The following is a 22871-nucleotide window of genomic DNA, read 5'->3' on the forward strand; positions in this document are numbered from 1 at the left end:
TCATGGCTACTTTCGCACCGACCGGGCCGAGCCTCATCGTTCAACTGATGGGCAACCTTCCGCAGCGCGTCGAGCTTCCCATGACGGAAGGCGACATTCCTGCCCTGCGGATCGTCTCCACCGGGCACCCCAGCTCGACGGCATACACCTATATTGCGCTCGGTGATGACACGATCGAAGCGAGCAATCAGAACAGCATGGCTCTCGACCTGTCGGCTCGCAAAGAGCAGATCGTCGGCCTGACCAATGCCCCGTCGCATATCTCGCTTGGTATGGGCGGTGTCACTGCCGGCCAGTACACCATGTGCATCACGCCGGGCATTCTGGTGGCCTGATGGTCTATGCCCGGCGCCAGACGCGCCCTAAGCCACGCAAGGCGGAGCTGAAGAAATTCAACGCCCCGACTGCTGGATGGATTTCGAACCGCAATCTGGCGGACCCTACTTCCCTCCAAGGCCAGGGAGCGGCTGTCCTCGACAATTTCTTCCCGAAATCGTCGTCAGTGATCTTGCGCCGCGGCAAGCAGAAACACGCCACAATAAACGCCGATGTCCTGTCGATGTTCAGCTACGACAACGGCTTCAATGACCGCCTTTTCGCGGCAAGCGCGAACTCGATTTACGACATCAGTTCGCCCGCAAGCCCTACGTCACCCGGCACACTGATGGGTACCGGATATGGCAGTGGCCGATGGTCTGTGGTGCAGTTCGCCACAACCGGCGGCGTCTATCTGATCGGCGTGAACGGAGTGAATCCCGGATTCATCTTCGACGGCACCACGTTCTCTACCTTGTCCGGCATCACTGTCCCGGGTGGCCTGACGACAGCGAACATGTCGTATGTCTGGGTCTACAAGAACCGCCTCTGGTTCGCGCGCCGAGACAGCATGGACGCCTATTACATGGAGAACCCCGACGCGATCGGCGGAAATCTCGTGTGGTTCCCGCTGTCCGGCATTTTCGGGCGCGGCGGGGCGCTTCAGTTCGGTGCAACTTGGTCGCTCGATGCTGGCGCGGAGGGCGGTCTTTCAGAGCAGAACATTTTCGTCTCTACCGAAGGCGAGGTCGCTGTCTACCAAGGCGTTGATCCCGTCACCGATTTCAGCAAGGTCGGCCTTTACCGGATCGGTACGCCGCTCGGCAATCAGGCATTCTTCCGCGGCGGCGGTGACATTGCCGTGGCGACATCCGTTGGCCTCGTGCCTCTATCCAAGGCCATCACCCTCGACGTGACATCGCTGAGCGTGGCGACGGTCAGCTACAACATCGCGGATGCCTGGACGGATGCGCTCGAAAAGCGGGGCAACTCGGATTGGCAGCTTGAGCTATGGCCTGAGCAGAAGATGGCGGTGATCTCGCCTCCCGATGTAATCGGCGGCAGCGATCCGGTGCTTTTCATCTCGAATACCGAGACAGGCGCGTGGTGCCGATACACCAACTGGCACGCTCTCTCGATGACGGTCTTCAAGGGGCAGCTCTATTTCGGATCTCCCGCAGGTGTGGTGTATCTGGCCAACGTTTCAGGCACAGACGACGGGCAGATTTTCACGGGCGCCGTTGCCCCGTTGTTCGAAGACATGGGTTCGCCTGCCTCCCTCAAGATCGGCAAGACCGGTCGCGCGGTAGTTCGAGGATCGGTCAAGGTGCCCGGCAAGGTAACGATGCTGGTCGATTACAAGACAGACCTTGGTGTTGCCCCCAATGCTCCTGTCGCCGCTGCTGGCGGCGTTTGGGGTGACGGCGTGTGGGGCGTATCGACATGGGGGTTCTCGACGGCGCAGGTCATCACGCAGGATCGAGCTTCAGTCGGCGGGTCCGGCTATGCGCTGAGCTTGGGATACACCGTTTCAAGCGGGACGATCGCCCCCCTTGATGCGGAACTCGTGCGCCTGGAACTGACCTTCGAGACTGCTGAAACCTTCACATGATCGTTGCTGACGAGAGGGTGGCGCGATTTGTGTCTGAAACCCTCGGTTTCCCGCTTTGCCCGCCCTACACCTGCATGGGTCTGGAAAGGGGCGGAGAGATCGTTGCAGGCATCGTCTTCAACTGCTTCGAAGGCTACGACGTACACGTTACAGCGGCAGGAAAAGGATGGACGCGCGGGTTCCTGCGCGCAGTGGGGGATTATGTCTTTGGGCAATTGGGATGTTTGAGGGCTACCGCCACGACGGAGCGTCCCAAGGTTGTCGCATTGGCCGAGAAACTAGGCGGTCAAGTAGAAGGCCGGATGCGTAACCACTTTGGGAAAGGGCGGGACGGGGTAATCATCGGCGTGCTTGCGGATGAATACCGCTTCCGCTAGGATACCGCCCAAACATAGCGCCGCTGGACACTACTTCGGGCGCTTTCTGGAAACAGGAAGCTCCTCTTGAAAACGCCAAAGGCACCCGATCCCGTAGCCACCGCGCAAGCCCAATCAGGCCTCAATACGGATACGGCGCTCACCCAGCAGCAAGTCAATATGGTAGGCCAGGTAAACCCCTGGGGTTCGGTCAGCTACAATCAGACCGGGACCACCGGCTTTGTCGATAGCACGGGGAAGTATCGGACAATTCCGACATACACCCAGACGACCACCTACACGCCCGAGCAACAGGCGATCTTTGACAAGTCTACCCAAGCCCAGACCAATCTCGCCAATATCGCGTCTGAGCAATCCGCCAAGCTCCAGCAATATCTCAACAACCCATTCGAGTTCACCAACGATGACGCCTCGAATTGGGCCTACGATCTCGCCTCGCAGCGCATCATTCCGCAACAGCAGCAGAACCAACAGGCGCTTGAAACGCAGCTCATCAACCGCGGCCTGCGACCTGGCACTGCTGCATGGAACAGCGAGCTTGAGCGCCTTGGCCGGACGAACAGCGACCAGCTCAACCAGCTTGCCCTGAATGGCCGCCAGCAGGCCTTCAACGAGGCACTCACGACGCGTAATCAGCCCTTGAACGAGATTGCGTCCCTGCTGTCCGGCTCGCAGATCGCAAACCCGGGCACGCAGTCCAGCGCCACCCCGCAGGCTCAGGTCGCAGGTGTGGATTATACGGGTCTCGTGAACCAGCAGTACCAGTCGCAGCTTCAAAGCTCGCAGGCAGGTCTTGGCGGCCTGTTCGGCCTCGCTGGTGCTTTGGGCGGTTCGGCCATCACGAAGTTCTCCGACCGCCGCCTGAAGGAAGACATCAAGGCTGTCGGCAGGCTCGACAACGGTCTGCCGGTCTACGCCTACCGCTACAAGAGCGGCGGCCCGATGGAGATCGGCCTGATGGCTCAGGACGTGGCCAAGGTGAAGCCGGAAGCCGTGCACCGGGACGAAAGCGGCTATCTCATGGTGGATTATGAAAGGGCAGCGGCATGACGTTGGTTTCCACGCAGCGCACGCCTTTCACATGGGGCCGCGGCGGCTCGCGCATCTCGCCCGATGATTTGCGCGCGCGTCAGGCCATGCAGAACGCTCAGCCGGACTTCTCGCCGGTTGCCTCGCCTTGGCAGGGTCTCGGACGCGTCGCTCAGAACCTTCTCGGCGCATGGGAACTTCGCGACATCGATCGTTCGCAGGCCCAGCAGCAGGCAACGGCGGCGGCAGACAGGAGCGCACAGATCGCGGCGCTTCTGGGTCAAGGCAACGCCGACCTCGCGGCAGGCCTGTCTAGTGTCGATCCGGTGGTTTCCGCGCTGGCTGGTGATGTGTTCAAGAGCCGGCAGCCGAAGGCGCAAACCCCGCTTGAGATCGAGCGATTGGGCCTGCTTGGCGGCCTCACACCTGAAGAAATCAAAGCGGGCGCTCGCAAAGCTTTTGATGCCAAAGCCGACCCGTTCACTAATCTGGTTGTCGGCGGGAACTCTGTGTTCGGTCCGCAATCACTGGTTGCGCAGTCTTTGGGTGGATCGGCGCCCGCTGCTCCGCAGCAGCCTGCCTGGTTCGATGCGTTCACTCCTGAAGAGATCGCCGTCATGCAGGGGGAGGCCGCGCGGCGTCAGGGCATTCAGGGTGGAAGCAATATCCCTTCTGGTTCACCCCTCCAGCCACTAAGCCGCCCACAGCCGCAATCGAAGCGCCTTTCCAATGGCCAGACGGCATATCTTGTCAACGGCGAATGGTACGATAATCCGGAGGGCCTCTAATGCCCAAGATCAGTGACCCTGCGCTTCTACAGGAGTTGAACGGCGGCACGGCGCGAGGCGTGACTGTGGTTCCGCTCAATCCGTATGCCGCCAACGACGAAAGGCGCAAGGAGGAGGATCAACAGCTTCAACGCAATGCCGATGCTCGAGCAGCAGCGGCAGGCGGTAGGGATCAGCAGAACCTCGACCTGCGCATCAAAGATGCTGGCGATACCGATCGGCAACGCCAATTCAGCAACACCCGTGATCTTAAAAAGGATTACGACGCCCTTCCCGCCGTGAAGGCCTACGAGGCAGTCGTGCCCTTGGTGATGCAAGGGCTCCGTGCTAGTGATGATGCTACCGGCGACCAGACCTTGCTCTATCGCTATGCAAAAGTCATGGATCCGGGCTCGGTGGTACGCGAAAGCGAACAAGGCGCAGCGGCCAATGGCGCAAATTTCTGGGATAAAGCCGTAGCTGGCTATAAGAAGCAGCTTGGTATCGAGGGCGGCGGCGCTTTGCCCCCTGTCGTTCGCGAACGCCTGAAGCGCGACATGCTCGCGGCTACCCAGCAGATGGGGCTTGCTTACCGTCAGATTCGGGACCGGTATTCACGCGATGCCTCCGATAACGGAATTGATCCGAAATATGTCATCGGCCCGGATGCCTTTGATCCTTTTCTCGCGCAGTATGAAGAATACGCCAGCAAGCCGCCTGCCGCCGCGACTGCGAACAGCGGCGCTTTGCAGGAAGATGGCACGATCGAGCGAGATGGCGGCCTTTATGATAGCCAGGGCAACTTTCTGGGCCTTTCCGTTCGAGTAACTGACGATAGCCCTCAGTTGCCGCCACCTTCTGGGCCGCAAGGTTCTGATCAAACGTGGGATAGCAGCTATCTGAGCCAAGGTCTTTCAGGCCTCAATGAAGGTATCGCTGGAACCCTTGGCCTTCCAGTAGACATCGCTACTGCAGGGCTTAACCTTATCCCGAAAGGGGTGAACGCGATCGCTAATACCAATCTGCCTGAGATCAGCGATCCGTTCTTGGGCGGCCAGTGGTGGAACCGAGCCTTCAATGACATAGGCGCCGTGCGAGCAGAGAGCAGTGACCCCAGTAAGCAGTTTGTTCGCAGGACCGCGCAATCTGTCGGATCGTCCCTGATCCCGGCTGCAGCAGTTGAAACAAATGGCGCGCGCATCGCTCAGGCACTTCTCGCTTCTGCCGGTGGCGGCGCGGGCGCAGCAACCGCCCAACAGCTTGCGCCTGGCAATCCGTATGCGGAGCTGGCTGGAGAACTTGTAGGCACCGGGATTACGGGGGCCGGGATTTTGGCGGCAAATCAGCGAGCAGCCCAGCGGGGTATTGAGGCATCTATTCCTACTGTTCCCCAGCTCAAGGAGCAGGCTTCCCGTCTCTACGACAATGCTGAACTGACCGGCGCAACGGCCGATGCTTCGCAAACTCAAGCGCTCGCTGATGCGGTAAGGAAGACGTTGCGTGATGAAGGTCAGCTTGGGCCGTCTGGTCGCATCACCAGTGCTGACAGCAGCACCAACAAGGCGCTCAACCTAATTGAGCAATACGAATCTCTGCCCATGACACCGAAGGAAATGAACGCCGTTCGCAAGGTTGTGGCAGAGGGCCGAAGCAGCACCGACGCTGCCGACCAAAGGATGGCAGGACTCCTTACTCGACAGTTCGATGACTGGGTTAAACCTTTGGCGCCCGGCTTTGATGAGGCACGTGATGTCGCAAGCCGCTATCTTCAGGCTGAAACCCTTCAGGATGCTCGCAGGGTCGCGGGCACTAGACCTTCTGCGAATGCGCTGCGGAACGAATACGCCAACCTGGAGCGCAGAGATATACGCGGGTACGAGAACTTCAGTCCTGAGGTTGGAGCTGCGATCGACGATATTGTCTATGGCACTCCGGTTTCGAGAGGTCTTGATCTTATAGGCAAAGCGGCCCCCACCGGCATAGTCAGCGGGGGGCTTAGCGCCGGCGTCCCGTATATGATCGGAAATTCAATCGGCGGCCCGGCTCTTGGCGCAACTTTGGGAGGTGCTTCGCTAACTGCTGGCGCTGGGGCTAGAGCGCTATCAAATGCCAATATGGCTAGGCGGGCTGACATCGCTGAACTGCTGGCCCGCAATGGCGGGGCGATCGAACAAGCTCAACTCATTGACCCGCAAACACAAAAAGTGATTGCGGCCATAATGGCTGGGCAAATTTCTCAGTATGCGGGGAATTAACGGCTTTCTTGGTGCTCGCGAAGGTCTTGCAAGCCTTCGTGGGTGCTAGAAGCCAATCCTTCGATACGGCCAAGTCTGCGACTGTTGCTTGCCTCACGTTTTGCGGCGTCATCCGCTTCCATCTTCGCGAACTGGCGAACATCCTCGCGGATATCATCAAGCTTTTCGGAAAGCCTTCTTAGGGCCACGTATCCGCCCAAAACAGCAACGCCTACGAGAATAAGGGTGGTTGTCGCAATCTCCATCCCCCACCCCTACCACAGCCCCGCACGCGCGACTAGCGGTGAACAGGATAGCTCACATCACACAGGCAGTTCGTAATTCTCCCCCTGCTTTGGGGCGACTTTATCGAGATTGGTTTTGAACTCGTTCCACGATGAAGCAGCCTTCATGAACATCGTGACCATGTGAACATGCTGGGCTAGCAGAGGATGGCCGATGTCGTCAGTGAAAAGCTGATGAAGCTTCCCTTTCTTGGCGCCAGATTCCGAGCGGGGCATGCGCGTCTCAAGCTCTTTGCGAAGCCCTGGGGCGAGGCGATCATAGATAAAATCGTTAGTGTAGTGCGCAACGATCTGCGGCGGGTTGATATGCCGCCCTTTCCACTCCCAATCACGAAGCCTATAAATCTGCTTGTAAAATTCATCAGGAAACCGCTTCGCCCACGCGGCCAGCTCCTTACGAAGAACCGCCTCGAACATCTCCTGAAGTGCTAAACGATTGCGAACGTCCTGGAAGCCGGTAGCCTCGTCGATAATCGCGGCAACACCGACCTCTGCGAACGCAGACTTGATCGCCTTCGCGGCAGCGATCATCTTATTGTATCGATCGGCCACCTTACCCTGCTCTCGCAGCATTTTTTCGCCAAAATCGATGTAAACGTTGGCGACGCCGAGTATGAGCGCGGCATCGTACCCAACGCCCTTTTTCCCCGACCGAGTGCGGTAGAATATAGGTTTGGTCGACGCCAATAAATCCTCTGATATTAGAGGTTTAAGTGCTTTAGCCTGCAAAAAGAAGGGTAGTTCGTCGACCGTCGAAAGCACCCCAGTCCCTGCCTTCGGGGATCGTGAACGACCTAGTGCCCGCAGAAACGTGGCCTGGGTGATAATTCGCCTTTGGTCACGTAAAACAGCGCATGCCACTAAATCACTGCCGATAAGGAATTCTCCTTCGAAATCGGCTTCTGGTAGGTCAGCACTCCAACGCGCCTCAGCGGCCGCGCTTGCGATTTCCTTACGGCGCTCTGGCGTCATCGACTTCGCTCTTAGCTTACCAGCCTCTACCTTTTTTGGGTCTTTCATGATTCACCTGCTTGCACGGTAATGTTGCTAGCATATGCTAGCACACCCATCATGCAAGCATTAACTTAGGGTTTGCCATGTCGCGCCCCGGCCAGCACGCTTGTAAGGCCGCGCGGTATCGGCTATTCTCCCGCTGAAATCGCAGGGCTGGACCTACTTCGCCTGCTTGCCCCAAAAGCAAGAGGTCCACTTTGCCACGCGATCCCAACGGCGCCTACAGTCTGCCAAGCGGCACCATCGTAAGCTCTGGCCAGACGATCCAGCCCAGCCAGCACAACCCTGCGATGAACGACATCGCGGCGGCCTTGTCGCAGTCCCTGAGCCGCACTGGTCAGGGTGGATTGCAGGCCGACCTGAACATGAACGGGTTCGGCATCACAAATGGCGGGACTTTGATCGGCCAAACTGTAGGGGTTGATGCCAAATTCTACGCAAGCATTGAAGGTAGCAACCCCCGGTTGCTGTTCGATGACGGCGATTTCCTTATCTATGACCGTGCCACCAACACCTACACTTTCAACATAGGCAGTGCTGGCAAGCTTGGTATTTCGAACACTGCTATTACTGCGAGCGTCCCTCTGACCGGTGTCACGGTGACCTCTGGGACCGTCAGTTCGAGCGCCATCGCCGCGAGTAACACGGTAAACGACACCGGCACGATTTCCGCCACCTCGCCCGGGTTCCGCGGCCTTCCTGTTAACAGCCCGGTGGCAGGTACATACAATTTTGTCCTATCTGATGCGGGGAAGGTTGTTGTCAGGAATAGTTCCGGATCCTTGGGGATTGTCCCGTTTTCCAGCGTCGCATTCCCTGCCGGCACGGCGATTACCATCATCAACAACAGCGGCGCGCCCATTGCGCTGAACGCTGGCTCTGGCGTGTTCCTCATTTGGGCCGGGACCGGATCAGTGGGTAACAGGACGCTGACCCACACGGCGGTGGTAACGATCATCAACGTGTCTACCGATGGATGGTATCTCTCGGGGTCGGGTATTAGCTGATGACCGGCATAACCTGCGCGATCGCTGGGTCTGGGCGGCCAATGCGCGTAACAATAAATCCTAGCTCTATCAACCAAAGTGGCACAACAGCTACGGTAACATCAAGCTCGGTTGTCGCGACGGTGACGGGATCTGTCGGCTCCCTATCCTATCTGTGGTCGAAGGTTTCGGGCGGCGCAATAAACCTCACCGCGACCACAACCGCAAGCACATCGTTCCAAGCCACAGGTCTGGCCGTTGAAGAGACCAGAAGCGCTGTCTTCCGCTGCACCGTGACTGACACGGCGACAGGGCAAACTGGATCGGCAGACATCAACGTCACACTGCGCAGAAGCCCTGTTTAGGAGGAAATTATGGTCACCACCAATACCCGCGCGCTGATGGAAAAGGGTGTCGCAGCCCCGCCTGCGAAGGAAGTCACCACGCAGGCCGCTGCCGCAACTGGCAACATGCGCCGTCTGGCTGAACTCGGGTTCACGCCGCTGGTGGCCCAGCAGATCGCGCTGGCAGCAAGCGGAACCCCCGGCTCTCGGCGCAAGCTGGCTGAGCTGGGCGTGCCGACACCCCTCATCAACGACCTCATCTAACCAAGGAGCCAAACATGCCCCCGAAGAAGCCCGCACCCAAGCCGAAGCCCCAGGCAAAGCCGACGCAGCGCCCGTTCAGTGGCGGTGGCGGTTCTGGCGATCCAGACAAGAAGAAGCGCTGATGTTCGAACCGGCGCTTTTCTCGTTCAATGGCGCTCTGTGCGTGGCGGCCATTGGGTGCGCCGCGGCAGTTCTTCGTGGGCGAGTGGAAGCGCTGGTTTTGTCCGGCCTGCTGCTGGCGAACTTCATCTTCTGCAACCTTGCCTACACGCCCTATGCCCCGAAATACGGGTTAGCGGCGGCAGGCATCAACGTCACGAGCAAAGAACTCTGGATGCTGGCCGACACGCTGCTTGCGGCGTCGTGCGCGCTGGTGGCCTTTCGCAGGTGGTGGGGCTGGGCGCTTTGGGCGGCGGGCGCAGTGCAGATCATCATCCACCTAGCCTACAGCTTCGATCTCTTCAGCCCGGATGCTTACTCCGACCTCTTGCAGGTCGTGCTTCTGGCGCAACTCGCCGTATTTTTCATGATAGGAGGGCCGGGAGTTGTCGATCTTCTGTATAGCGCTCTGGCTCGCTTCCGCAGCCGCAGCAGGTCATTTGCGGCGTCGCGCTATTCAGCGCCGGAAGAGCCGCTCCCATGAGTGACCACAGCACCGAAATGAACCGGCTGCTCTGGAGCCTTCTGAGCAGCGTTGCGGGCGCGATAACATCGCTGTCGTTCCAGTCGTGGAAGAACATGACGAAGGCCGAGGTGGCGATGTCGCTGTTCGTGGCGGCCAGCTTTGCCTTCTTCGTCGGCCCCCTCGTGCTCGACAACATCAAGGACGCGCGGGCAGCGGGCGGCGTCATCTATCTCATGGCAACCGGATCGAACGTTCTGATCCCCTGGGCAGTTAAGCAGGTGGGCAAGCTATTCGGCAACGGGGCGAACGAAACGGAGAACCAGTCATGATATTCTGGACGATCGTTAACGTCGTGACGGCCCTGCTGGTGAGCGGCATCGTCGTCTACATGCTCAATGCCTACCACGAGCGGTTCGTGATCTACGAGCGCATTGCGCTGGTCATGATCGCATCGGGCATGCTCCTGCGCATCGGGCCTATCCTCGGCAAGAACATCCTGAAGGTGGACAGCCCGTTTGACGACTGGAGCACGTCATTCCTGCACCTTGGCATCGCCGGGTTCGTGCTGTGCCTGTTGTGGCGCATGGAGCGGAGAGAGGCGCTGTGACTGATCCCCGCAAGCCAATCTTCGACGCTGCCCGCCAAGCAAAAGGCGCTGGCTTCACGCAGGATCAGGTTGAGGCGATCAACTACGCGCTCGATCGCGCCGGAATCCCCAAGGAGACAGTTGGCATGAAGACGAGCCAGAAGGGCATCGACCTCATTCACTCGTTCGAGAGCCTGAGGTTGACCAGCTATAAGGACCCCGGCTCGAAAGACGGCCTGCCGATCACGAACGGGTGGGGTACGACGGTGGACGAGAACGGCGGCAAGATCCCGCTCGGGGCCGTTTGGGATAAGGCCAAGGCTGACCGGTTGTTCGCGCGCGATCTGGTGAAGTTCGAGGGCGAGGTTTCCAAGTTTATCGGGGACACACCTACCACGCAGAACCAGTTCGATGCACTGGTGAGCTTTCACTACAACACGGGCGCGATCGGGTCATCTACGCTGGGCAAGCTGCACAAGGCTGGCGACTATGCCGGGGCCGCAGCGCAGTTCGACAAGTGGGTCTACAACGACGGCAAGCCGATGGAAGGGCTGAAGCGGCGCCGGGCCGCTGAAAAGGCGCTATACCTGTCGTGACCCTCGCCTTCCTCACCGCCGCCCGGACATGGTTCACCGCCCTGCCCAATGGCGTCCGGCGCCTGATCTACAGCGCTGGCCTCGCGATCATCGCCGCCCTGCTCGTCTGGTGGTGGCTGAAGTCGCACGACGAACGTGTGATCGAGCGGCACCAATCGGAACAGCGCGAACAGGACGTGAAAGCTCTCGACATGAGCGCCGAGGAACGCGCCTCAGACGCTATGACGAATCTTATTAACGAGAAGGAACGCGAAGATGCCATCAAGGCTGCTCCTGAAGGCGGGGTTGTGTCTGACGCTGACCTGCGCCTCAACTGCCTGCGCCTCCGAAAAATCGGTCGGATTCCCGAGCCGTGCCGACGTTTCAGCGGTGACTGAGCAGAAGCCTGTTCCGACTGACAACATCGTGACCGATCCCAAGGCTTCGGCACTCTACAACGCCTCTGTCGAAAGCTGGGGGGATCGTGTCAGCGCTGCTGGTGGACGCCTGTGCCGGTTCTTCAAGGCGCGGGGGATGGTGGTGGATTGTCCGGATAAGTGATCGTCAAACCGGCTTGTGTGGATTTGACGATCGTCAAGTAGCTGCGGGGCTTCCACCCGCTCCGGCATGTCGCCCGGTATCCACCAGACCGCCTATGCTGCGACGTGACGGGATTCGAACTTGCGACCTCCGCCTTTTGGGGCGGCGCTCTAACCAACTGAGCTACTCCGCCGCAGCCCGCGCAGAATCTCACATCAGGGGGCGGGGGTCAAGGAAGGCTGACCTGCTCCTTTCCGCAATTCAGGCATCTGCGCTCAGATCGGATCAGGATTTTTCTATTCATCTCGCGCGCCAATTCTTCTGGGTCGCTGATGAACTTCAGTGGCATATCTCGCTTCACCTCTGATTGCACCCATTCGCCCCAAGCGTGATGCTCATCTGTTGCGCAAAGCTGGTCTTGCGCCTGATTGGCGAGGCCCCGCAGAAGAGCGCCGTAAAGATGGCTACGCTCATCGTCTGTAAGGTCGGTCATTCGATCAGCTTACCACCTTCTTCGGCAAGCGCCGAGAGGTAATGGTCGCGGGTGAAGGTGGTAAGCATCGCGGTCCAGATGTGCTCGGCGTCCTGATGGTCAATGCAACCGAAAGGAGCTTTCTGGCCAGCTTGCTCCATCGCCTCGCTCGGCTCCTTGAGCGCATCCAGCACGGCCTTGATCGCGGCATCGGCGCGCTCGTATGCAAGGTCCTGCTGGCACGTCTGCTCCCAAGGGACGATGCGATTTGATTCGTGGATGGCTTTCGCCACCTGCTCGCGGAGGCCCATCATGCTCCGTCTCCTGCGCGGGCGCGGGCACGTAAACATGCTGCCGTGAGAGCGAGGGCAGGGTTGGCGCCTCGACATTCGATATGACGAGCCCACGATTTCTCCGTATCGCCCGGCTGCGGCGGAAGCATGACGATCATTGTTCCAGGCCCCCAGCGAAGCCATTCGTGCCCCTCAGGTAGAAGTGCCAAGGCCATGTCGATCGAGGCGGTTGGCTCCCAGCAGTTACGCTCAACCCAAAGTCTCGGATCGTAATTCACGCCAAAAAGGCGATTGTCATAGCCGACCTGTGCGATGTCCAGATCAATGGCGTCATCCGGCCCCTCCGCCGCTTCGCACCGCGCCGCCAGCGCAAGAAGCCTCTTTGATTGCTCGGGGTTAGGGGTCATGACGTGAACCTTTCGCCAAAGAGAATGTAGCGGATGGCCTTGGGGATCTCGGCGATGAACTCGCGCCCCTCCTCCTTCCATCCGATGACGATAAGGGCGGGGAGGAACCACAGAGGGAGGGTGATCAGCATCAGCGCTGCTAGCCAGCGGGGCTTCATGTGGGAATCCTCCTCTGCGCTCGTTCGGCGCGTCGCTTAGCGTTCTGCGCTAGCTGCTTGGCTTTTATGCATTCTCGACACCACCGATGCCCATCCTTGTTGATGTATACGTTTTCTCCAGAGTACGGGTGGCTATGGGGGCAATGCGTTTTTCTGGCGTTGTACACAGGGTACCAAAGGGTTCCCTTTTTAAGCCTGCCCTTGATCATTGCGTCATGCGAGTTTGCTCGGTGATCTCCCCAAAAAAGATGGTGAGGATTGACGCATGGCGGATTATCGCAGCGGTGGCAGGCAAGCATATCGCGCCCAGGCATATCCTCGCTCACCATCGCCAAGGAAAGGCGATGAGCGCCAAACCTCCTTCCTTTGATTGAGAAGCAACCATACCCGTCAGAGCTGACTGACCTAAGCCAAGGCCAGCAACTATCAACTTCGGCGACACCAACGGATGACCAGAACCGATCAATATCTCGGTCGCTGAGGCTTGAAAGAAGATTGTCCCGCTCGACAAGATCGCTCTGGGTGGTCTCAGGCATGGTCATGTCATCTCTCCACATCCGCGACCGATCTGCCCACTATCTCGGCTGTCGACAAAATCGCGCCAGTGCACCCAACCCTTCGGGCAAGCGAAACCCCATTCGCGGACGGCGGGGCCAGTCATAAAGAGTGAAATCGCCCGTTGACCGGGGATCACTTCAAGGCGGTGCAGTGCGTCTGCGGCGCGCTCGATCACCTGACCAGCGGTACGGGTGAAAGTTCCCTCCGGGGTGTGCTCGATATAGCTTCCAGCAATCAGGAGAGACGTGTTCGCCCACGGATGATCATGCATCGCACGATCGTCATCGCTGTGCAGGTAGACGTTGCAGAAGGTATTGCGCGGGATCACCCACCAGCGACGCATGTAGTTATCGCCGATGATGAAGTCGGGATTGCGAGACATGATGCCTTCGGCCCATTCCTGCATGTCCGCGAGAGTGGCGTAAGGAGCCATCATACCGCCGCCTCCGAAACATCGATCGCGAAGACGGCGCACGAGCCGCGGGGTCTGCGCAGCCGTTCGATCTCAGCAAGGATCGGCCCAGCAGGCTCAAACCATTCTCCCGACAGCCGGTGTGCCGCAAAACGCGCGTGATACTCGCGCTCAAGGCTGCAATTGCCGGAGCACCGCGCCAGCACGACAAGCTTCTCGGCGCAGGCCGTCTGAAGCTCTGCTACGCGCCGTGCCGGGTTCTTCGCGAGACCGATCTTGATGGGCGCCTCGGGATCATACCCGCGCTGGATGAAATAGACCTGCTCGCCGCCGAAACCTTCATGCCATTGACGCCAGGCGGTTTCGATTTCCGTCTCTGAAGGAGCCGACTCACCTATAGCCTCCAACCGCGACTTGCGGCGATAGGCGGGCATCAGGGCGAGATCGAGTGCAGTGAGAGTCTTGTGCTGCTCATGAGAGCGTGAGATTTGCGTTTTAGCCATGGGCGCGCTCCACCGTGCGTATGGTGAGGGCCGCGCTGGAGTGATGATCCTGTTGCGGCCCGCCCTGTTTCCGAAACCGTTGCGGGAACGGAAACGGAAACAGGTGGTTCGCGTCAGGCCACGGAAATGGCCAAAATGTTGGTCGGGGAAAGAGGATTCGAACCTCCGGCCCCTGCCTCCCGAAGACAGTGCTCTACCAGGCTGAGCTATTCCCCGACCGGGTGGGCGTTCCGAAGACCGCCCTGGGCAGGAGCGCGCCTATATAGGGCGACTCCGGGGGTGGCAAGGGGCCAATCTCATTTTTATTCGCACCGCGCGGTAGCAGGCAGGTCAAACAATCTTCAGATCACCGGAAAACCTGGAAATTCCAGCAAAAACAAAAATTTCCACAGGCAAGATTTTCTCTGATCGAAGCCAGCGAAGCACCGGTGCGCCCCTCGAATCGTCCATCCACGAGGCTAAAAAAAGTCGAATCGGCGGATCTTTCCGGCTGCCCTAACCCTTTCGGCCAGCCCGGTTGTCACCTTGCAGCCCCTCGGGCAGAACATCGGTGAGGGATGCATGGTCGCGGGGACTGACGATGCGACATCTGCCTTTTCGACATCTGCTCACTTGCTGGGCTACGGCATGGCTCGCTCTGCCCGGCGTGGCCGCGGCATCCGCTCCGGCCACGCTCACGCCGATCACCCTCGCGCCGGGGATCAACACCATGTCCGACATCGCGGGAACCGGCGAGGACGGATCGGTCGCGCAACTCTGGCGCCAGAACAACAAAGTGCGCGGCCAGCACGTCTTCCTGGTGAAAGTCGGCGATGTCACCGCGCTGCTGGAAGGACGCGAGCAGATCATCGATGCGCCGGACGTTGGCGACGACATGATCCGCTCAGTCCGCTTCGCCCGCGGCGATTATCGCGGCAAGGCGACACTCTATATGCTGATCGCCAGCAGGGACATCGGCACGTCTCCTTATGACGCCGCACCCACGCATATCCAGTCCTTCGCGCTGGTGAAGGAACAGGAAGGCTTCGGCTTCACCCCCGTGCGCGCCTTCGTCGCCAAGGACAAGTACTGCCACGCCGACGCCGCCTTGCTGGCGGAATTGAACTTTCCGCTTTCCCCTGTCTACGCCGGACGAGCCACACCGACCGGCTGTTAGCTAGCAGAACACATCCGCAAGAATCTGAGGCCTAGCAAGCTTCAATTCCCTCAAGCACTTTGGGTAAGCGTCCAGATCAGCCCAAATGCTGCCTCATTTTTACATGCCACCAAGACCGGCCCGCCGTCGTGAGTCCTTCTATAGTTCGACGCACCAGGGGCTGGATCGCGGCCACAAACGCGAGGAGCTGGGACCGATTGATTTCAAGGACGCGATCGGTAACGCTAAATCCCTGCAATATAGCCAGTTCTCTGGTCAGCATCGCATCGTGCTCATCGATTCCGGCCTCAATCTGGCCAAGCTGACGCCAAAGATGGATATCTTTAACTTTAGCCTCCTTGCGTGTAAAACCCAGCAACTCCCTTGCGGATTGAAGCCGTTCCATCGCCTCTATAACCGGCCGCTTCTTGACGGAAACCTCCCAGTTTATCCGGGGCTCCTTCTTAAGTTCCTCGAAACTGGAATCCAGTTCACGAAGTGCGTCTTCGATCATCTTGAGATCGCTGCGAACAGCCGATTGCCGCTTCCAGCTTTCGACGTAAACCGCACCGCCTACGGCAAGGATGACGCCCATAAGATTACCGGCAGCAGCCAACCAATCTCCCGATCCAATCCCCTCCGTCACTCTCATCTCCACTTGGCATCTGCACGTAAGTTCAACTGACGTCATTGTTGAATGTACTGACGTCAAAAGCGGTAGAAACAGAGATATTTTTATTATAAATCATATGATTGAAGAGAAATTCGGCTTACCCAATCATCCCCCGCGCAAAAGCTGCACGCCCCAATCCCGCTCGAACAGATAGAGCAGCAGGCGCGCCGCTTCCCCGCGCGGTCCAGCGAGGCCGCCGTCACGCTCGATCAGCAGGCGGGCATCGTCGTGGGCGAGCGGCAACAGCTTGGTGATCTGCTCCAGACTGGCAATGCGGAACGGCGTGTCGCCCGACTGGCGCGTGCCCAGCAGTTCGCCGCCGCCACGCAGTTGCAGGTCCTCTTCCGCCAGCCGGAAACCGTCCTGCGTCTCGCGCATCAGGGCAAGGCGCTGGCGAGCCGTCTCGCTGAGCTGCTGGCCGCGCAGCAGCAGACAGGTCGATTTCTCGCTGCCGCGCCCCACGCGTCCGCGCAGCTGGTGAAGCTGGGCGAGGCCGAAACGCTCAGCCTGCTCGATCACCATCAGCGTGGCATTGGGCACGTCCACGCCGACTTCGATCACCGTCGTCGCCACCAGCACCGCAGCCTCGCCGCTGGCAAAGCACTCCATGCCCGCGTCCTTGGCATCGGGCTTCAACTGTCCGTGCACGAGCACGACCTTGTCGCCGAAACGATCCTTGAGCGTGGCATAGCGGGCCTCGGCGGCGGCGAGGTCGTCGTTCTCGCTCTCGCTGACCATCGGGCAGACCCAATAGGCCTGCTGCCCCGTCTCGATATGGCGGGCAATGCCTTCGACGACATCGCCCATGCGCTCCACCGAGACCACGCGGGTGTCGATGGCCTGACGCCCCGGCGGCAGTTCGTCGAGCTTGGAGACTTCCATCTCGCCGTACTGGGCCAGGGTCAGCGTGCGCGGGATCGGCGTGGCAGTCATGGCCAGCGTATGCGGCGTGCGGCGGCCCTTGCGCGCCAGCATCAGCCGCTGGCCGACGCCAAAGCGGTGCTGCTCGTCGATCACCACCAGCGCGAGATTGCGGTAGGACACGGTGTCCTGAAAGATCGCATGCGTGCCGACGACGATATCGATGGTGCCGCCGACCAGCCCCATGAGGATCGCCTCGCGCGCCTTGCCCTTGTCGCGCCCGGCCAGCAGCGCAATCTCGACGCCGGTGCCCTGAAGCATCCGGGCGAGCGTATCATGATGCTGGCGGGCGAGGATTTCGGTCGGCGCCAGCAGTGCCGCCTGCGCGCCTGCCTCCACCGCGATCAGCATCGCGTTGAGCGCCACGACCGTCTTGCCCGCGCCGACATCGCCCTGAAGCAGGCGCAGCATCGGCGCGTTCTGCGCCACGTCGCCCTCGATCTCGTCGATGGAGCGCTTCTGTGCGCCGGTCAGCGCGAAGGGCAGCTTGAGCTTGGCGCGCAGCGAGCCGTCGCCTTTCAGCGGCGTGCCGGACTGTTTGCGATTGCTCTCCCGCACCAGCATCAGCGCCAGCGCATTGGCGAGCAGTTCGTCATAGGCGAGCCGGTCCCGCGCCTGGGCATGGACGCCGCGATGGACCTCGCGCACGGCCTCGTGCCAGACCGGCCACTTCATCTTGTCGTAGAGGCCGTGCTCGATCCATTCGGGCAGCTCCGGCAAAGCCTTGAGCGCCTGCTGGACGAGACCCGCGACGCGCCCCTGCGTCAGCCCTTCGGACAGCGGATAGACCGCCTCGCAAAGCTGGCCCACCGGCGCGGCGCTGGTTTCCGAGATATGCTCGGGATGCACCATCTGGAGCATCTGGCCATACTGGTCGAGCCGCCCCGCCACCCAGCGTGTCTCGCCCACGGGAAGCTGCTTCTTCGCGGTGTAGGAGGCGCGGCCGAAATAGGTGATCGTGCAAATATTGCCGGTCTCGTCCTCGGCGATCACCCGGAACGGCCCGCGCCCGGAGGGCGAGCGATGTTCGCGCACGGTGAGGCGGACGATTACATTCTCGCCCACGCTGGCATCGTCGAGATTGAGCACCGCGCGCCGCTCCACGAAGCGATCGGGCAGATGGTAGAGCAGGTCCCGGATGCGGGTCAGCCCGAGTTTTTCCAAGGGACGCTTGAGCTTGGGGCCAACGCCGTCGAGGGAATCGGTCTCGGTGAACAGGCAATTCAGAGCTTCGGGCCGCATGGCCGCCTCTTAGCGCGACTGATGCTCATTTCACCAGACTCGCCGGGAACGGATTTGCGGACAGCCACGTTGGCCTCAGTGAACCCCACCCCAGCATAGGAGAAATAGATGCTTCTTCCGCACGGAACCGTGTTCGCGATCGTCGACGGTGAAAACTTCGAACTCTATCGCAACGCCGGACGCGAAGCCGCACCACGGCTCACTTCGCTGGAGACTCCCGATCTGGAGGCGACCAACTTCAGCGCCGGTTTCCGCCGCCGCGACGCCCCTTCCCGCCATCAGGCCCGCACCGGCGACGGCAGCAACGACACATTGGACGAAAGCGCCCATGCCGCCGCCGTCGCGGGTTGGCTCAACCAGCAGGTGCTGGACCGCGAGATCGATCAACTTGTGATCGTCGCCGATCCGCGCTCATTGGGCGAGATGCGGCGTCATTATCACAAGGAACTGAAAAGCGCGCTGCTGACCGAAGTGCCAAAAACGATGACCGGCCGTCCGAGCGACGAGATCATCAAGGTGTTCCAGAGGTAAGTTCCGGCACTATTTCTTTCCCGGAAATCTCGTCGCCCTCGCGAAGGCAGGAGCCATGCCTTCGTGGGTGGCGACGGACGGGGCACGTCCATCGGGTCGCAAATCCATGCGTTTCGCACGACCCGCCTCGTCCGCCCCCTCGCGCCGGACGCAGGCAATCCCGAAACTTGCCCCGGCTCGCCCGGCGCGGTAACGGCGCGGTATGACCGAACTTCTTCCCCGGCTCGCCCGCCTCAAGTTCCGCGCCTGGCATCGCGGCACGCGCGAGGCCGACTACATGATCGGCTGCTTCTTCGACAAATTCCACGCCGAATGGTCCGAAGCCGAGATCGACCTCTTCGAAACGATGATCGAGGAAGAGGACGTCGACATCATGGCATGGGCACTCGGCACCCAGAGCATTCCCGAGCCATATCGCGGCCCCTTGATGGACCGCATGATGAAGCTCGATTACGTCGATATTCCGCGCTGATTTCATAAGGCAGACTGACTGCGGCATGGCCGATTTCCAACGTATTCTCTCGGCTACATCGCCGCTTACCCTCGCCTCGGTAACGCGCGGTGCCCAGCCGCTGGTCATGGCCGACCTTGCCCGCGCCGCGAAAGGCCGGGCGGTGTTCATCGCCGACAACGAAAGCGCCATGCGCGCCGTTGCCGAGGCCGCGCAGTTCTTTGCGCCGGAACTGGATGTCGTCGAATTCCCGGCATGGGATTGCCTTCCCTATGACCGTGCCAGCCCTGCCCTTTCGGTCAGCGCCCGCCGTCTGGCCGCGCTGCACCGGCTCCAGCTGAAGCGTACCGGTCCGCAGCTTCTGGTCACCACCGCCAATGCCATGCTCCAGCGCGTGCTCACGCCGTTCCGCATTCGCGAATCGGTGCGCCTGCTCAAGCCCGGCACGGAAATCGGCCATGAAAGCCTGATCGCGCTGCTGCGCCGTCAGGGCTATCAGCGCAGCGACACCGCCATCGACGCGGGTGAGTTCGCGGTGCGCGGCTCGATCTTCGATATCGTGCCCTCGGGCCTAAACTCCGAAAACGGCTCAGGCGGCCTGCGCCTCGATTTCTTCGGCGACGAGCTGGAAACGCTGCGCCTGTTCAACACCGGCACCCAGCGCTCCACCGGCACCGTTCCCGATCACCTGCTGCTCCCCGCCAGCGAAGCGCTGGTGGACGAGGACAGCGTCAAGCGCTTCCGCAGCCGCTATCGCGAGATGTTCGGCGCCAATGCCACGGCGGATCCGCTCTATCAGGCGGTCAGCGACGGCCGCCGCCTTGCCGGTATGGAACACTGGCTGCCGCTGTTCGAGGACCGTCTGGTCACGCTGTTCGATCACCTGTCGGACGACGACCTGCTGGTGATCGACAGCCCCGCGCTCGGTGCCGCCGACGAGCGCTTCACCGACATTGCGGACTATCACAAGGCCCGCCTCGAAACCTCGGGCCAGAAGGCGGGATCGTACCGCCCGCTGGCGACCGATGCGCTCTATCTGGGGCGCGAGGAGTTCGAACAGGCTGTTGCCGCCTTCCCGGTCCACCGCGCCGATCCTTTCGCGCAGCCGGAAAGCACCAAGGTCATCGATTTCGGCTTCGGCAATGCCCGCGACTTCACGCCCGAGCGTGCCCGCGGCGACAATGCCTATGAGGCCGCCGCCAAGCACCTCCATGCCGTGGCCAAGACCGGCCGCAAGGCGATCCTGGCCGCTTATTCCACCGGCAGCCGCGCGCGTCTCGTCTCGATTCTGGGCGAGGCACAGGGGCCGGAACCCAAGCTCGCCGAAACCTGGCAGGAAGCGCTTGGCCTTGCCGTGCAGGGCCGCTCCGCCGCGCTGGTGTTGCCGCTGGAGACCGGCTTCTCCAACGATTCGGTCGAAGTCGTCACCGAGCAGGACATTCTGGGCGACCGCCTTGTCCGCCGGAAGAAAAAGAAGAAGGATTCGGACGCCTTCCTCGCCGAACTGGCGGCGCTGACACCCGGCGACCTGATCGTCCACATGGACCACGGCATCGGGCGCTACGAAGGCCTCCAGTCGATCCCGGTGGGCAAGTCCCCCCACGACTGCGTGATGCTGACCTACGCAGGCGGCGACAAGCTCTACATCCCGGTCGAAAACCTCGACGTCCTTTCCCGCTACGGCAGCGAGGCGGAAGGCGTCGCGCTCGACAAGCTGGGCGGCGAGGCATGGCAGAAGCGCCGCGCCAAACTGAAGGAACGCATCCGCGAAATCGCGGGCGAACTGATGAAGACCGCCGCCGAGCGCGCCTTGCGCGTCGCGCCGGCGCTGCTGCCTGAAAAGTCCTCCTACGACCAGTTCGTGGACCGTTTCCCCTGGCAGGAAACCGAGGACCAGGAACACGCCATCGACGACGTGCTCGGCGATCTGGCCGAAGGCAAGCCGATGGACCGCCTCGTCTGCGGCGATGTCGGCTTCGGCAAGACGGAAGTGGCCCTGCGCGCGGCCTTCGTCGCCGCCATGGCGGGCCAGCAGGTCGCCGTCGTCGCCCCGACCACCCTGCTCGCGCGCCAGCACTATTCGAGCTTTGCCGAACGCTTCAACGGCTTCCCGCTGGAAGTGGGCCGCCTCTCGCGCCTCGTGCCCGAAAAGGAAGCCAAGGCCACGCGCGATGGCCTGACCGCCGGCACCATGGACGTGGTCTGCGGCACCCATGCGATTCTCTCGAAAACGGTCAATTTCAAGCGCCTCGGCCTCGTCATCGTCGACGAGGAACAGCGCTTCGGCGTCAATCACAAGGAACGCCTGAAGCAGCTGCGCACCGACGTGCACGTGCTGACGCTCACCGCCACGCCGATTCCGCGTACGCTGCAGATGGCGATGTCGGGCCTGCGTGAACTCTCGACCATCCAGACCCCGCCCGTCGATCGCCTCGCCGTGCGCACGTACGTGATGGAATGGGACGAGATGGTGATGCGCGAGGCCCTTCTGCGCGAACACCATCGCGGCGGCCAGAGCTTCATCGTCGTACCGCGCATCACCGACATGGCCGAAGTCGAGGAATGGCTCGCCAAGAATGTGCCCGAAGTGAAGGTCATCTCCGCCCACGGCCAGATGAGCGCGGGCGAGGTGGAAGAGCGCATGAGCGCCTTCTACGAGGGCAAGTACGAGGTCCTGCTGTCGACCACCATCGTCGAGAGCGGCATCGACATTCCGCGCGCCAACACGATCATCATCCACCGCGCGGACCGCTTCGGCCTCGCCCAGCTCTACCAGCTGCGCGGACGCGTGGGCCGCTCCAAGCTGCGCGCCTATGCCTACCTGACGACGCCTGCGGGCCGCGCCCTGTCGGAAGTCGCCGAAAAGCGCCTGAAGGTCTTGAGCGATCTCGATTCGCTGGGGGCGGGCTTCCAGCTTGCCAGCCACGACCTCGACATTCGCGGCGCGGGTAACCTGCTGGGCGACGAACAATCGGGCCATATCCGCGAGGTCGGCTTCGAACTCTACCAGTCGATGCTGGAGGACGCGATCCTCGAAGCCCGCGCGGGCGGTGTCGGGCTGGAGAAGAACACATCGGGCCTGTCGCCGCAGATCACGGTGGAAGCGCCGATCATGATCCCGGAGGACTACGTTCCCGATCTGGCCGTGCGCATGGCGCTCTATCGCCGCCTCAACGATGCGGACAGCAAGGACGAGATCGAATCGCTCTCTGCCGAGATGATCGACCGTTTCGGGCCGCTGCCATCTGCCACGTCGAACCTCGTCCAGCTCATCCAGATCAAGCGGCAGGCGATCGAGGCGCATATCGCCAAGATCGATGTCGGCCCGCGCGGCACGCTGGTCAGCTTCCACAACGACAGCTTCCCGAACCCGCTGGGCCTCATCGCCTATGCCGAACGTTTGCAGGGCGCGGTCAAGCTGCGGCCGGACAACAAGCTGGTGCTGCAACGCGCCTGGGGCGACCCCAAGTCGCGCCTCAACGGCCTGCTGCAATTGACCAAGGGCCTCGCAGCGGTAGCGCGCAAAGGCTGACGCTGCGCCA

Annotated in this window: 28 protein-coding genes and 1 tRNA gene; 18 read left to right on the top strand and 11 right to left on the bottom strand. The window is 61.0% G+C overall.

Going from position 1 to position 22871, the window contains the following annotated elements; translation table 11 throughout:
* Positions 1 to 2 precede the first annotated feature (2 nt).
* The 6 genes from AC4D6D_RS12405 to AC4D6D_RS12430 all read left to right on the top strand — a co-directional run bounded on the left by AC4D6D_RS12405 (position 3) and on the right by AC4D6D_RS12430 (position 6355).
* Complete coding sequence (locus AC4D6D_RS12405) at positions 3 to 335, top strand: hypothetical protein (protein ID WP_491325529.1); 333 nt, start codon at positions 3 to 5, stop codon at positions 333 to 335.
* Positions 335 to 1927: a hypothetical protein gene (locus AC4D6D_RS12410; RefSeq protein WP_491325530.1), complete on the top strand. Its 1593-nt coding sequence runs from the start codon at positions 335 to 337 to the stop codon at positions 1925 to 1927. The genes AC4D6D_RS12405 and AC4D6D_RS12410 overlap by 1 nt, the downstream gene beginning before the upstream one ends.
* On the top strand, positions 1924 to 2304 hold the full coding sequence (locus AC4D6D_RS12415) for a GNAT family N-acetyltransferase (protein ID WP_491325531.1): 381 nt from the start codon (positions 1924 to 1926) through the stop codon (positions 2302 to 2304). Before AC4D6D_RS12410 ends, AC4D6D_RS12415 begins: the two co-directional genes overlap by 4 nt.
* Positions 2305 to 2370: 66 nt before the next feature.
* Positions 2371 to 3354, top strand: coding sequence for a tail fiber domain-containing protein (locus AC4D6D_RS12420; RefSeq protein ID WP_491325532.1), 984 nt, complete (start codon positions 2371 to 2373; stop codon positions 3352 to 3354).
* Complete coding sequence (locus AC4D6D_RS12425) at positions 3351 to 4121, top strand: hypothetical protein (protein WP_491325533.1); 771 nt, start codon at positions 3351 to 3353, stop codon at positions 4119 to 4121. The genes AC4D6D_RS12420 and AC4D6D_RS12425 overlap by 4 nt, the downstream gene beginning before the upstream one ends.
* On the top strand, positions 4121 to 6355 hold the full coding sequence (locus AC4D6D_RS12430) for a hypothetical protein (RefSeq protein WP_491325534.1): 2235 nt from the start codon (positions 4121 to 4123) through the stop codon (positions 6353 to 6355). Before AC4D6D_RS12425 ends, AC4D6D_RS12430 begins: the two co-directional genes overlap by 1 nt.
* Here the strand turns inward: AC4D6D_RS12430 and AC4D6D_RS12435 are convergent.
* A complete protein-coding gene (locus AC4D6D_RS12435; protein WP_491325535.1) occupies positions 6352 to 6600 on the bottom strand; it encodes a hypothetical protein in 249 nt (82 codons plus the stop codon). The genes AC4D6D_RS12430 and AC4D6D_RS12435 overlap by 4 nt on opposite strands.
* Positions 6601 to 6657: 57 nt before the next feature.
* Positions 6658 to 7659, bottom strand: coding sequence for a P63C domain-containing protein (locus AC4D6D_RS12440; RefSeq protein WP_491325536.1), 1002 nt, complete (start codon positions 7657 to 7659; stop codon positions 6658 to 6660).
* A 284-nt stretch (positions 7660 to 7943) separates the two neighbouring features.
* Between AC4D6D_RS12440 and AC4D6D_RS12445 the strand changes: the two genes are divergently transcribed.
* From AC4D6D_RS12445 to AC4D6D_RS12480, 8 genes are all read left to right on the top strand, one after another.
* The gene (locus AC4D6D_RS12445; RefSeq protein ID WP_491325537.1) at positions 7944 to 8660 is read left to right on the top strand and encodes a hypothetical protein; all 717 of its coding nucleotides are present in this window, start codon (positions 7944 to 7946) and stop codon (positions 8658 to 8660) included.
* Between the two features lie 353 nt (positions 8661 to 9013).
* The gene (locus AC4D6D_RS12450) at positions 9014 to 9247 is read left to right on the top strand and encodes a hypothetical protein (RefSeq protein WP_491325538.1); all 234 of its coding nucleotides are present in this window, start codon (positions 9014 to 9016) and stop codon (positions 9245 to 9247) included.
* A 121-nt stretch (positions 9248 to 9368) separates the two neighbouring features.
* The gene (locus AC4D6D_RS12455; protein WP_491325539.1) at positions 9369 to 9890 is read left to right on the top strand and encodes a hypothetical protein; all 522 of its coding nucleotides are present in this window, start codon (positions 9369 to 9371) and stop codon (positions 9888 to 9890) included.
* Positions 9887 to 10201, top strand: a complete 315-nt coding sequence (locus AC4D6D_RS12460; RefSeq protein ID WP_491325540.1) for a hypothetical protein — start codon at positions 9887 to 9889, stop codon at positions 10199 to 10201. The genes AC4D6D_RS12455 and AC4D6D_RS12460 overlap by 4 nt, the downstream gene beginning before the upstream one ends.
* Positions 10198 to 10479 (top strand): hypothetical protein, encoded by a 282-nt coding sequence (locus AC4D6D_RS12465; protein WP_491325541.1) that lies wholly within the window; start codon positions 10198 to 10200, stop codon positions 10477 to 10479. Before AC4D6D_RS12460 ends, AC4D6D_RS12465 begins: the two co-directional genes overlap by 4 nt.
* Positions 10476 to 11054, top strand: coding sequence for a lysozyme (locus tag AC4D6D_RS12470; RefSeq protein WP_491325542.1), 579 nt, complete (start codon positions 10476 to 10478; stop codon positions 11052 to 11054). Before AC4D6D_RS12465 ends, AC4D6D_RS12470 begins: the two co-directional genes overlap by 4 nt.
* Positions 11051 to 11431, top strand: a complete 381-nt coding sequence (locus tag AC4D6D_RS12475) for a hypothetical protein (protein ID WP_491325543.1) — start codon at positions 11051 to 11053, stop codon at positions 11429 to 11431. Before AC4D6D_RS12470 ends, AC4D6D_RS12475 begins: the two co-directional genes overlap by 4 nt.
* On the top strand, positions 11424 to 11594 hold the full coding sequence (locus tag AC4D6D_RS12480; RefSeq protein WP_491325544.1) for a hypothetical protein: 171 nt from the start codon (positions 11424 to 11426) through the stop codon (positions 11592 to 11594). The genes AC4D6D_RS12475 and AC4D6D_RS12480 overlap by 8 nt, the downstream gene beginning before the upstream one ends.
* Positions 11595 to 11802: 208 nt before the next feature.
* On the opposite strand, the gene AC4D6D_RS12485 is transcribed toward AC4D6D_RS12480, so the two are convergent.
* The 7 genes from AC4D6D_RS12485 to AC4D6D_RS12515 form a co-directional block, all read right to left on the bottom strand.
* Positions 11803 to 12066, bottom strand: a complete 264-nt coding sequence (locus AC4D6D_RS12485; RefSeq protein WP_491325545.1) for a hypothetical protein — start codon at positions 12064 to 12066, stop codon at positions 11803 to 11805.
* Positions 12063 to 12359, bottom strand: a complete 297-nt coding sequence (locus AC4D6D_RS12490) for a hypothetical protein (RefSeq protein WP_491325546.1) — start codon at positions 12357 to 12359, stop codon at positions 12063 to 12065. Before AC4D6D_RS12490 ends, AC4D6D_RS12485 begins: the two co-directional genes overlap by 4 nt.
* A complete protein-coding gene (locus tag AC4D6D_RS12495; RefSeq protein ID WP_491325547.1) occupies positions 12356 to 12745 on the bottom strand; it encodes a hypothetical protein in 390 nt (129 codons plus the stop codon). Before AC4D6D_RS12495 ends, AC4D6D_RS12490 begins: the two co-directional genes overlap by 4 nt.
* Positions 12742 to 12903 carry a hypothetical protein gene (locus AC4D6D_RS12500; protein WP_491325548.1) on the bottom strand — a complete coding sequence of 54 codons (162 nt, stop codon included), beginning with the start codon at positions 12901 to 12903 and terminating at the stop codon, positions 12742 to 12744. The genes AC4D6D_RS12495 and AC4D6D_RS12500 overlap by 4 nt, the downstream gene beginning before the upstream one ends.
* A 538-nt stretch (positions 12904 to 13441) precedes the next feature.
* Positions 13442 to 13897, bottom strand: a complete 456-nt coding sequence (locus AC4D6D_RS12505) for a hypothetical protein (RefSeq protein ID WP_491325549.1) — start codon at positions 13895 to 13897, stop codon at positions 13442 to 13444.
* Positions 13894 to 14376 carry a GIY-YIG nuclease family protein gene (locus tag AC4D6D_RS12510; protein ID WP_491325550.1) on the bottom strand — a complete coding sequence of 161 codons (483 nt, stop codon included), beginning with the start codon at positions 14374 to 14376 and terminating at the stop codon, positions 13894 to 13896. The genes AC4D6D_RS12505 and AC4D6D_RS12510 overlap by 4 nt, the downstream gene beginning before the upstream one ends.
* Before the next feature lie 139 nt (positions 14377 to 14515).
* Positions 14516 to 14592 (bottom strand) — tRNA-Pro (locus AC4D6D_RS12515).
* 430 nt (positions 14593 to 15022) lie between these two features.
* Here AC4D6D_RS12515 and AC4D6D_RS12520 point away from each other — a divergent pair.
* Positions 15023 to 15532, top strand: a complete 510-nt coding sequence (locus AC4D6D_RS12520; RefSeq protein WP_186829886.1) for a hypothetical protein — start codon at positions 15023 to 15025, stop codon at positions 15530 to 15532.
* A gap of 76 nt (positions 15533 to 15608) precedes the next feature.
* Here the strand turns inward: AC4D6D_RS12520 and AC4D6D_RS12525 are convergent, their stop codons facing one another.
* Together AC4D6D_RS12525 and recG are read right to left on the bottom strand one after the other, a co-directional pair.
* Positions 15609 to 16127 (bottom strand): hypothetical protein, encoded by a 519-nt coding sequence (locus AC4D6D_RS12525; RefSeq protein WP_491325551.1) that lies wholly within the window; start codon positions 16125 to 16127, stop codon positions 15609 to 15611.
* A gap of 162 nt (positions 16128 to 16289) precedes the next feature.
* Positions 16290 to 18347, bottom strand: coding sequence for an ATP-dependent DNA helicase RecG (gene recG / locus AC4D6D_RS12530; protein WP_491325552.1), 2058 nt, complete (start codon positions 18345 to 18347; stop codon positions 16290 to 16292).
* A 108-nt stretch (positions 18348 to 18455) separates the two neighbouring features.
* Between recG and AC4D6D_RS12535 the strand changes: the two genes are divergently transcribed.
* From AC4D6D_RS12535 to mfd, 3 genes are all read left to right on the top strand, one after another.
* The gene (locus AC4D6D_RS12535; RefSeq protein WP_147215597.1) at positions 18456 to 18878 is read left to right on the top strand and encodes a baeRF12 domain-containing protein; all 423 of its coding nucleotides are present in this window, start codon (positions 18456 to 18458) and stop codon (positions 18876 to 18878) included.
* Positions 18879 to 19080: 202 nt separating this feature from the next.
* The gene (locus AC4D6D_RS12540) at positions 19081 to 19350 is read left to right on the top strand and encodes a succinate dehydrogenase assembly factor 2 (protein WP_147215599.1); all 270 of its coding nucleotides are present in this window, start codon (positions 19081 to 19083) and stop codon (positions 19348 to 19350) included.
* A 25-nt stretch (positions 19351 to 19375) separates the two neighbouring features.
* Complete coding sequence (mfd, locus tag AC4D6D_RS12545) at positions 19376 to 22861, top strand: transcription-repair coupling factor (protein ID WP_491325553.1); 3486 nt, start codon at positions 19376 to 19378, stop codon at positions 22859 to 22861.
* The last annotated feature ends 10 nt before the right edge of the window (positions 22862 to 22871 follow it).

The sequence above is a fragment of the Novosphingobium sp. BF6 genome (genome assembly GCF_058273105.1).

Bases quoted from the DNA above. Each gene is read 5' to 3' on its own strand.
- AC4D6D_RS12465 (WP_491325541.1), top strand. From the start codon at position 10,198: ATGATATTCTGGACGATCGTTAACGTCGTGACGGCCCTGCTGGTGAGC.
- AC4D6D_RS12415 (WP_491325531.1), top strand. From the start codon at position 1,924: ATGATCGTTGCTGACGAGAGGGTGGCGCGATTTGTGTCTGAAACCCTC.
- AC4D6D_RS12505 (WP_491325549.1), bottom strand. From the start codon at position 13,897: ATGATGGCTCCTTACGCCACTCTCGCGGACATGCAGGAATGGGCCGAA.
- AC4D6D_RS12485 (WP_491325545.1), bottom strand. From the start codon at position 12,066: ATGACCGACCTTACAGACGATGAGCGTAGCCATCTTTACGGCGCTCTT.
- AC4D6D_RS12435 (WP_491325535.1), bottom strand. From the start codon at position 6,600: ATGGAGATTGCGACAACCACCCTTATTCTCGTAGGCGTTGCTGTTTTG.
- AC4D6D_RS12490 (WP_491325546.1), bottom strand. From the start codon at position 12,359: ATGATGGGCCTCCGCGAGCAGGTGGCGAAAGCCATCCACGAATCAAAT.
- AC4D6D_RS12500 (WP_491325548.1), bottom strand. From the start codon at position 12,903: ATGAAGCCCCGCTGGCTAGCAGCGCTGATGCTGATCACCCTCCCTCTG.
- recG (WP_491325552.1), bottom strand. From the start codon at position 18,347: ATGCGGCCCGAAGCTCTGAATTGCCTGTTCACCGAGACCGATTCCCTC.
- AC4D6D_RS12430 (WP_491325534.1), top strand. From the start codon at position 4,121: ATGCCCAAGATCAGTGACCCTGCGCTTCTACAGGAGTTGAACGGCGGC.
- AC4D6D_RS12510 (WP_491325550.1), bottom strand. From the start codon at position 14,376: ATGGCTAAAACGCAAATCTCACGCTCTCATGAGCAGCACAAGACTCTC.
- AC4D6D_RS12410 (WP_491325530.1), top strand. From the start codon at position 335: ATGGTCTATGCCCGGCGCCAGACGCGCCCTAAGCCACGCAAGGCGGAG.
- AC4D6D_RS12535 (WP_147215597.1), top strand. From the start codon at position 18,456: ATGCTTCTTCCGCACGGAACCGTGTTCGCGATCGTCGACGGTGAAAAC.
- AC4D6D_RS12455 (WP_491325539.1), top strand. From the start codon at position 9,369: ATGTTCGAACCGGCGCTTTTCTCGTTCAATGGCGCTCTGTGCGTGGCG.
- mfd (WP_491325553.1), top strand. From the start codon at position 19,376: ATGGCCGATTTCCAACGTATTCTCTCGGCTACATCGCCGCTTACCCTC.
- AC4D6D_RS12495 (WP_491325547.1), bottom strand. From the start codon at position 12,745: ATGACCCCTAACCCCGAGCAATCAAAGAGGCTTCTTGCGCTGGCGGCG.
- AC4D6D_RS12460 (WP_491325540.1), top strand. From the start codon at position 9,887: ATGAGTGACCACAGCACCGAAATGAACCGGCTGCTCTGGAGCCTTCTG.
- AC4D6D_RS12425 (WP_491325533.1), top strand. From the start codon at position 3,351: ATGACGTTGGTTTCCACGCAGCGCACGCCTTTCACATGGGGCCGCGGC.
- AC4D6D_RS12450 (WP_491325538.1), top strand. From the start codon at position 9,014: ATGGTCACCACCAATACCCGCGCGCTGATGGAAAAGGGTGTCGCAGCC.
- AC4D6D_RS12440 (WP_491325536.1), bottom strand. From the start codon at position 7,659: ATGAAAGACCCAAAAAAGGTAGAGGCTGGTAAGCTAAGAGCGAAGTCG.
- AC4D6D_RS12540 (WP_147215599.1), top strand. From the start codon at position 19,081: ATGACCGAACTTCTTCCCCGGCTCGCCCGCCTCAAGTTCCGCGCCTGG.
- AC4D6D_RS12445 (WP_491325537.1), top strand. From the start codon at position 7,944: ATGAACGACATCGCGGCGGCCTTGTCGCAGTCCCTGAGCCGCACTGGT.
- AC4D6D_RS12405 (WP_491325529.1), top strand. From the start codon at position 3: ATGGCTACTTTCGCACCGACCGGGCCGAGCCTCATCGTTCAACTGATG.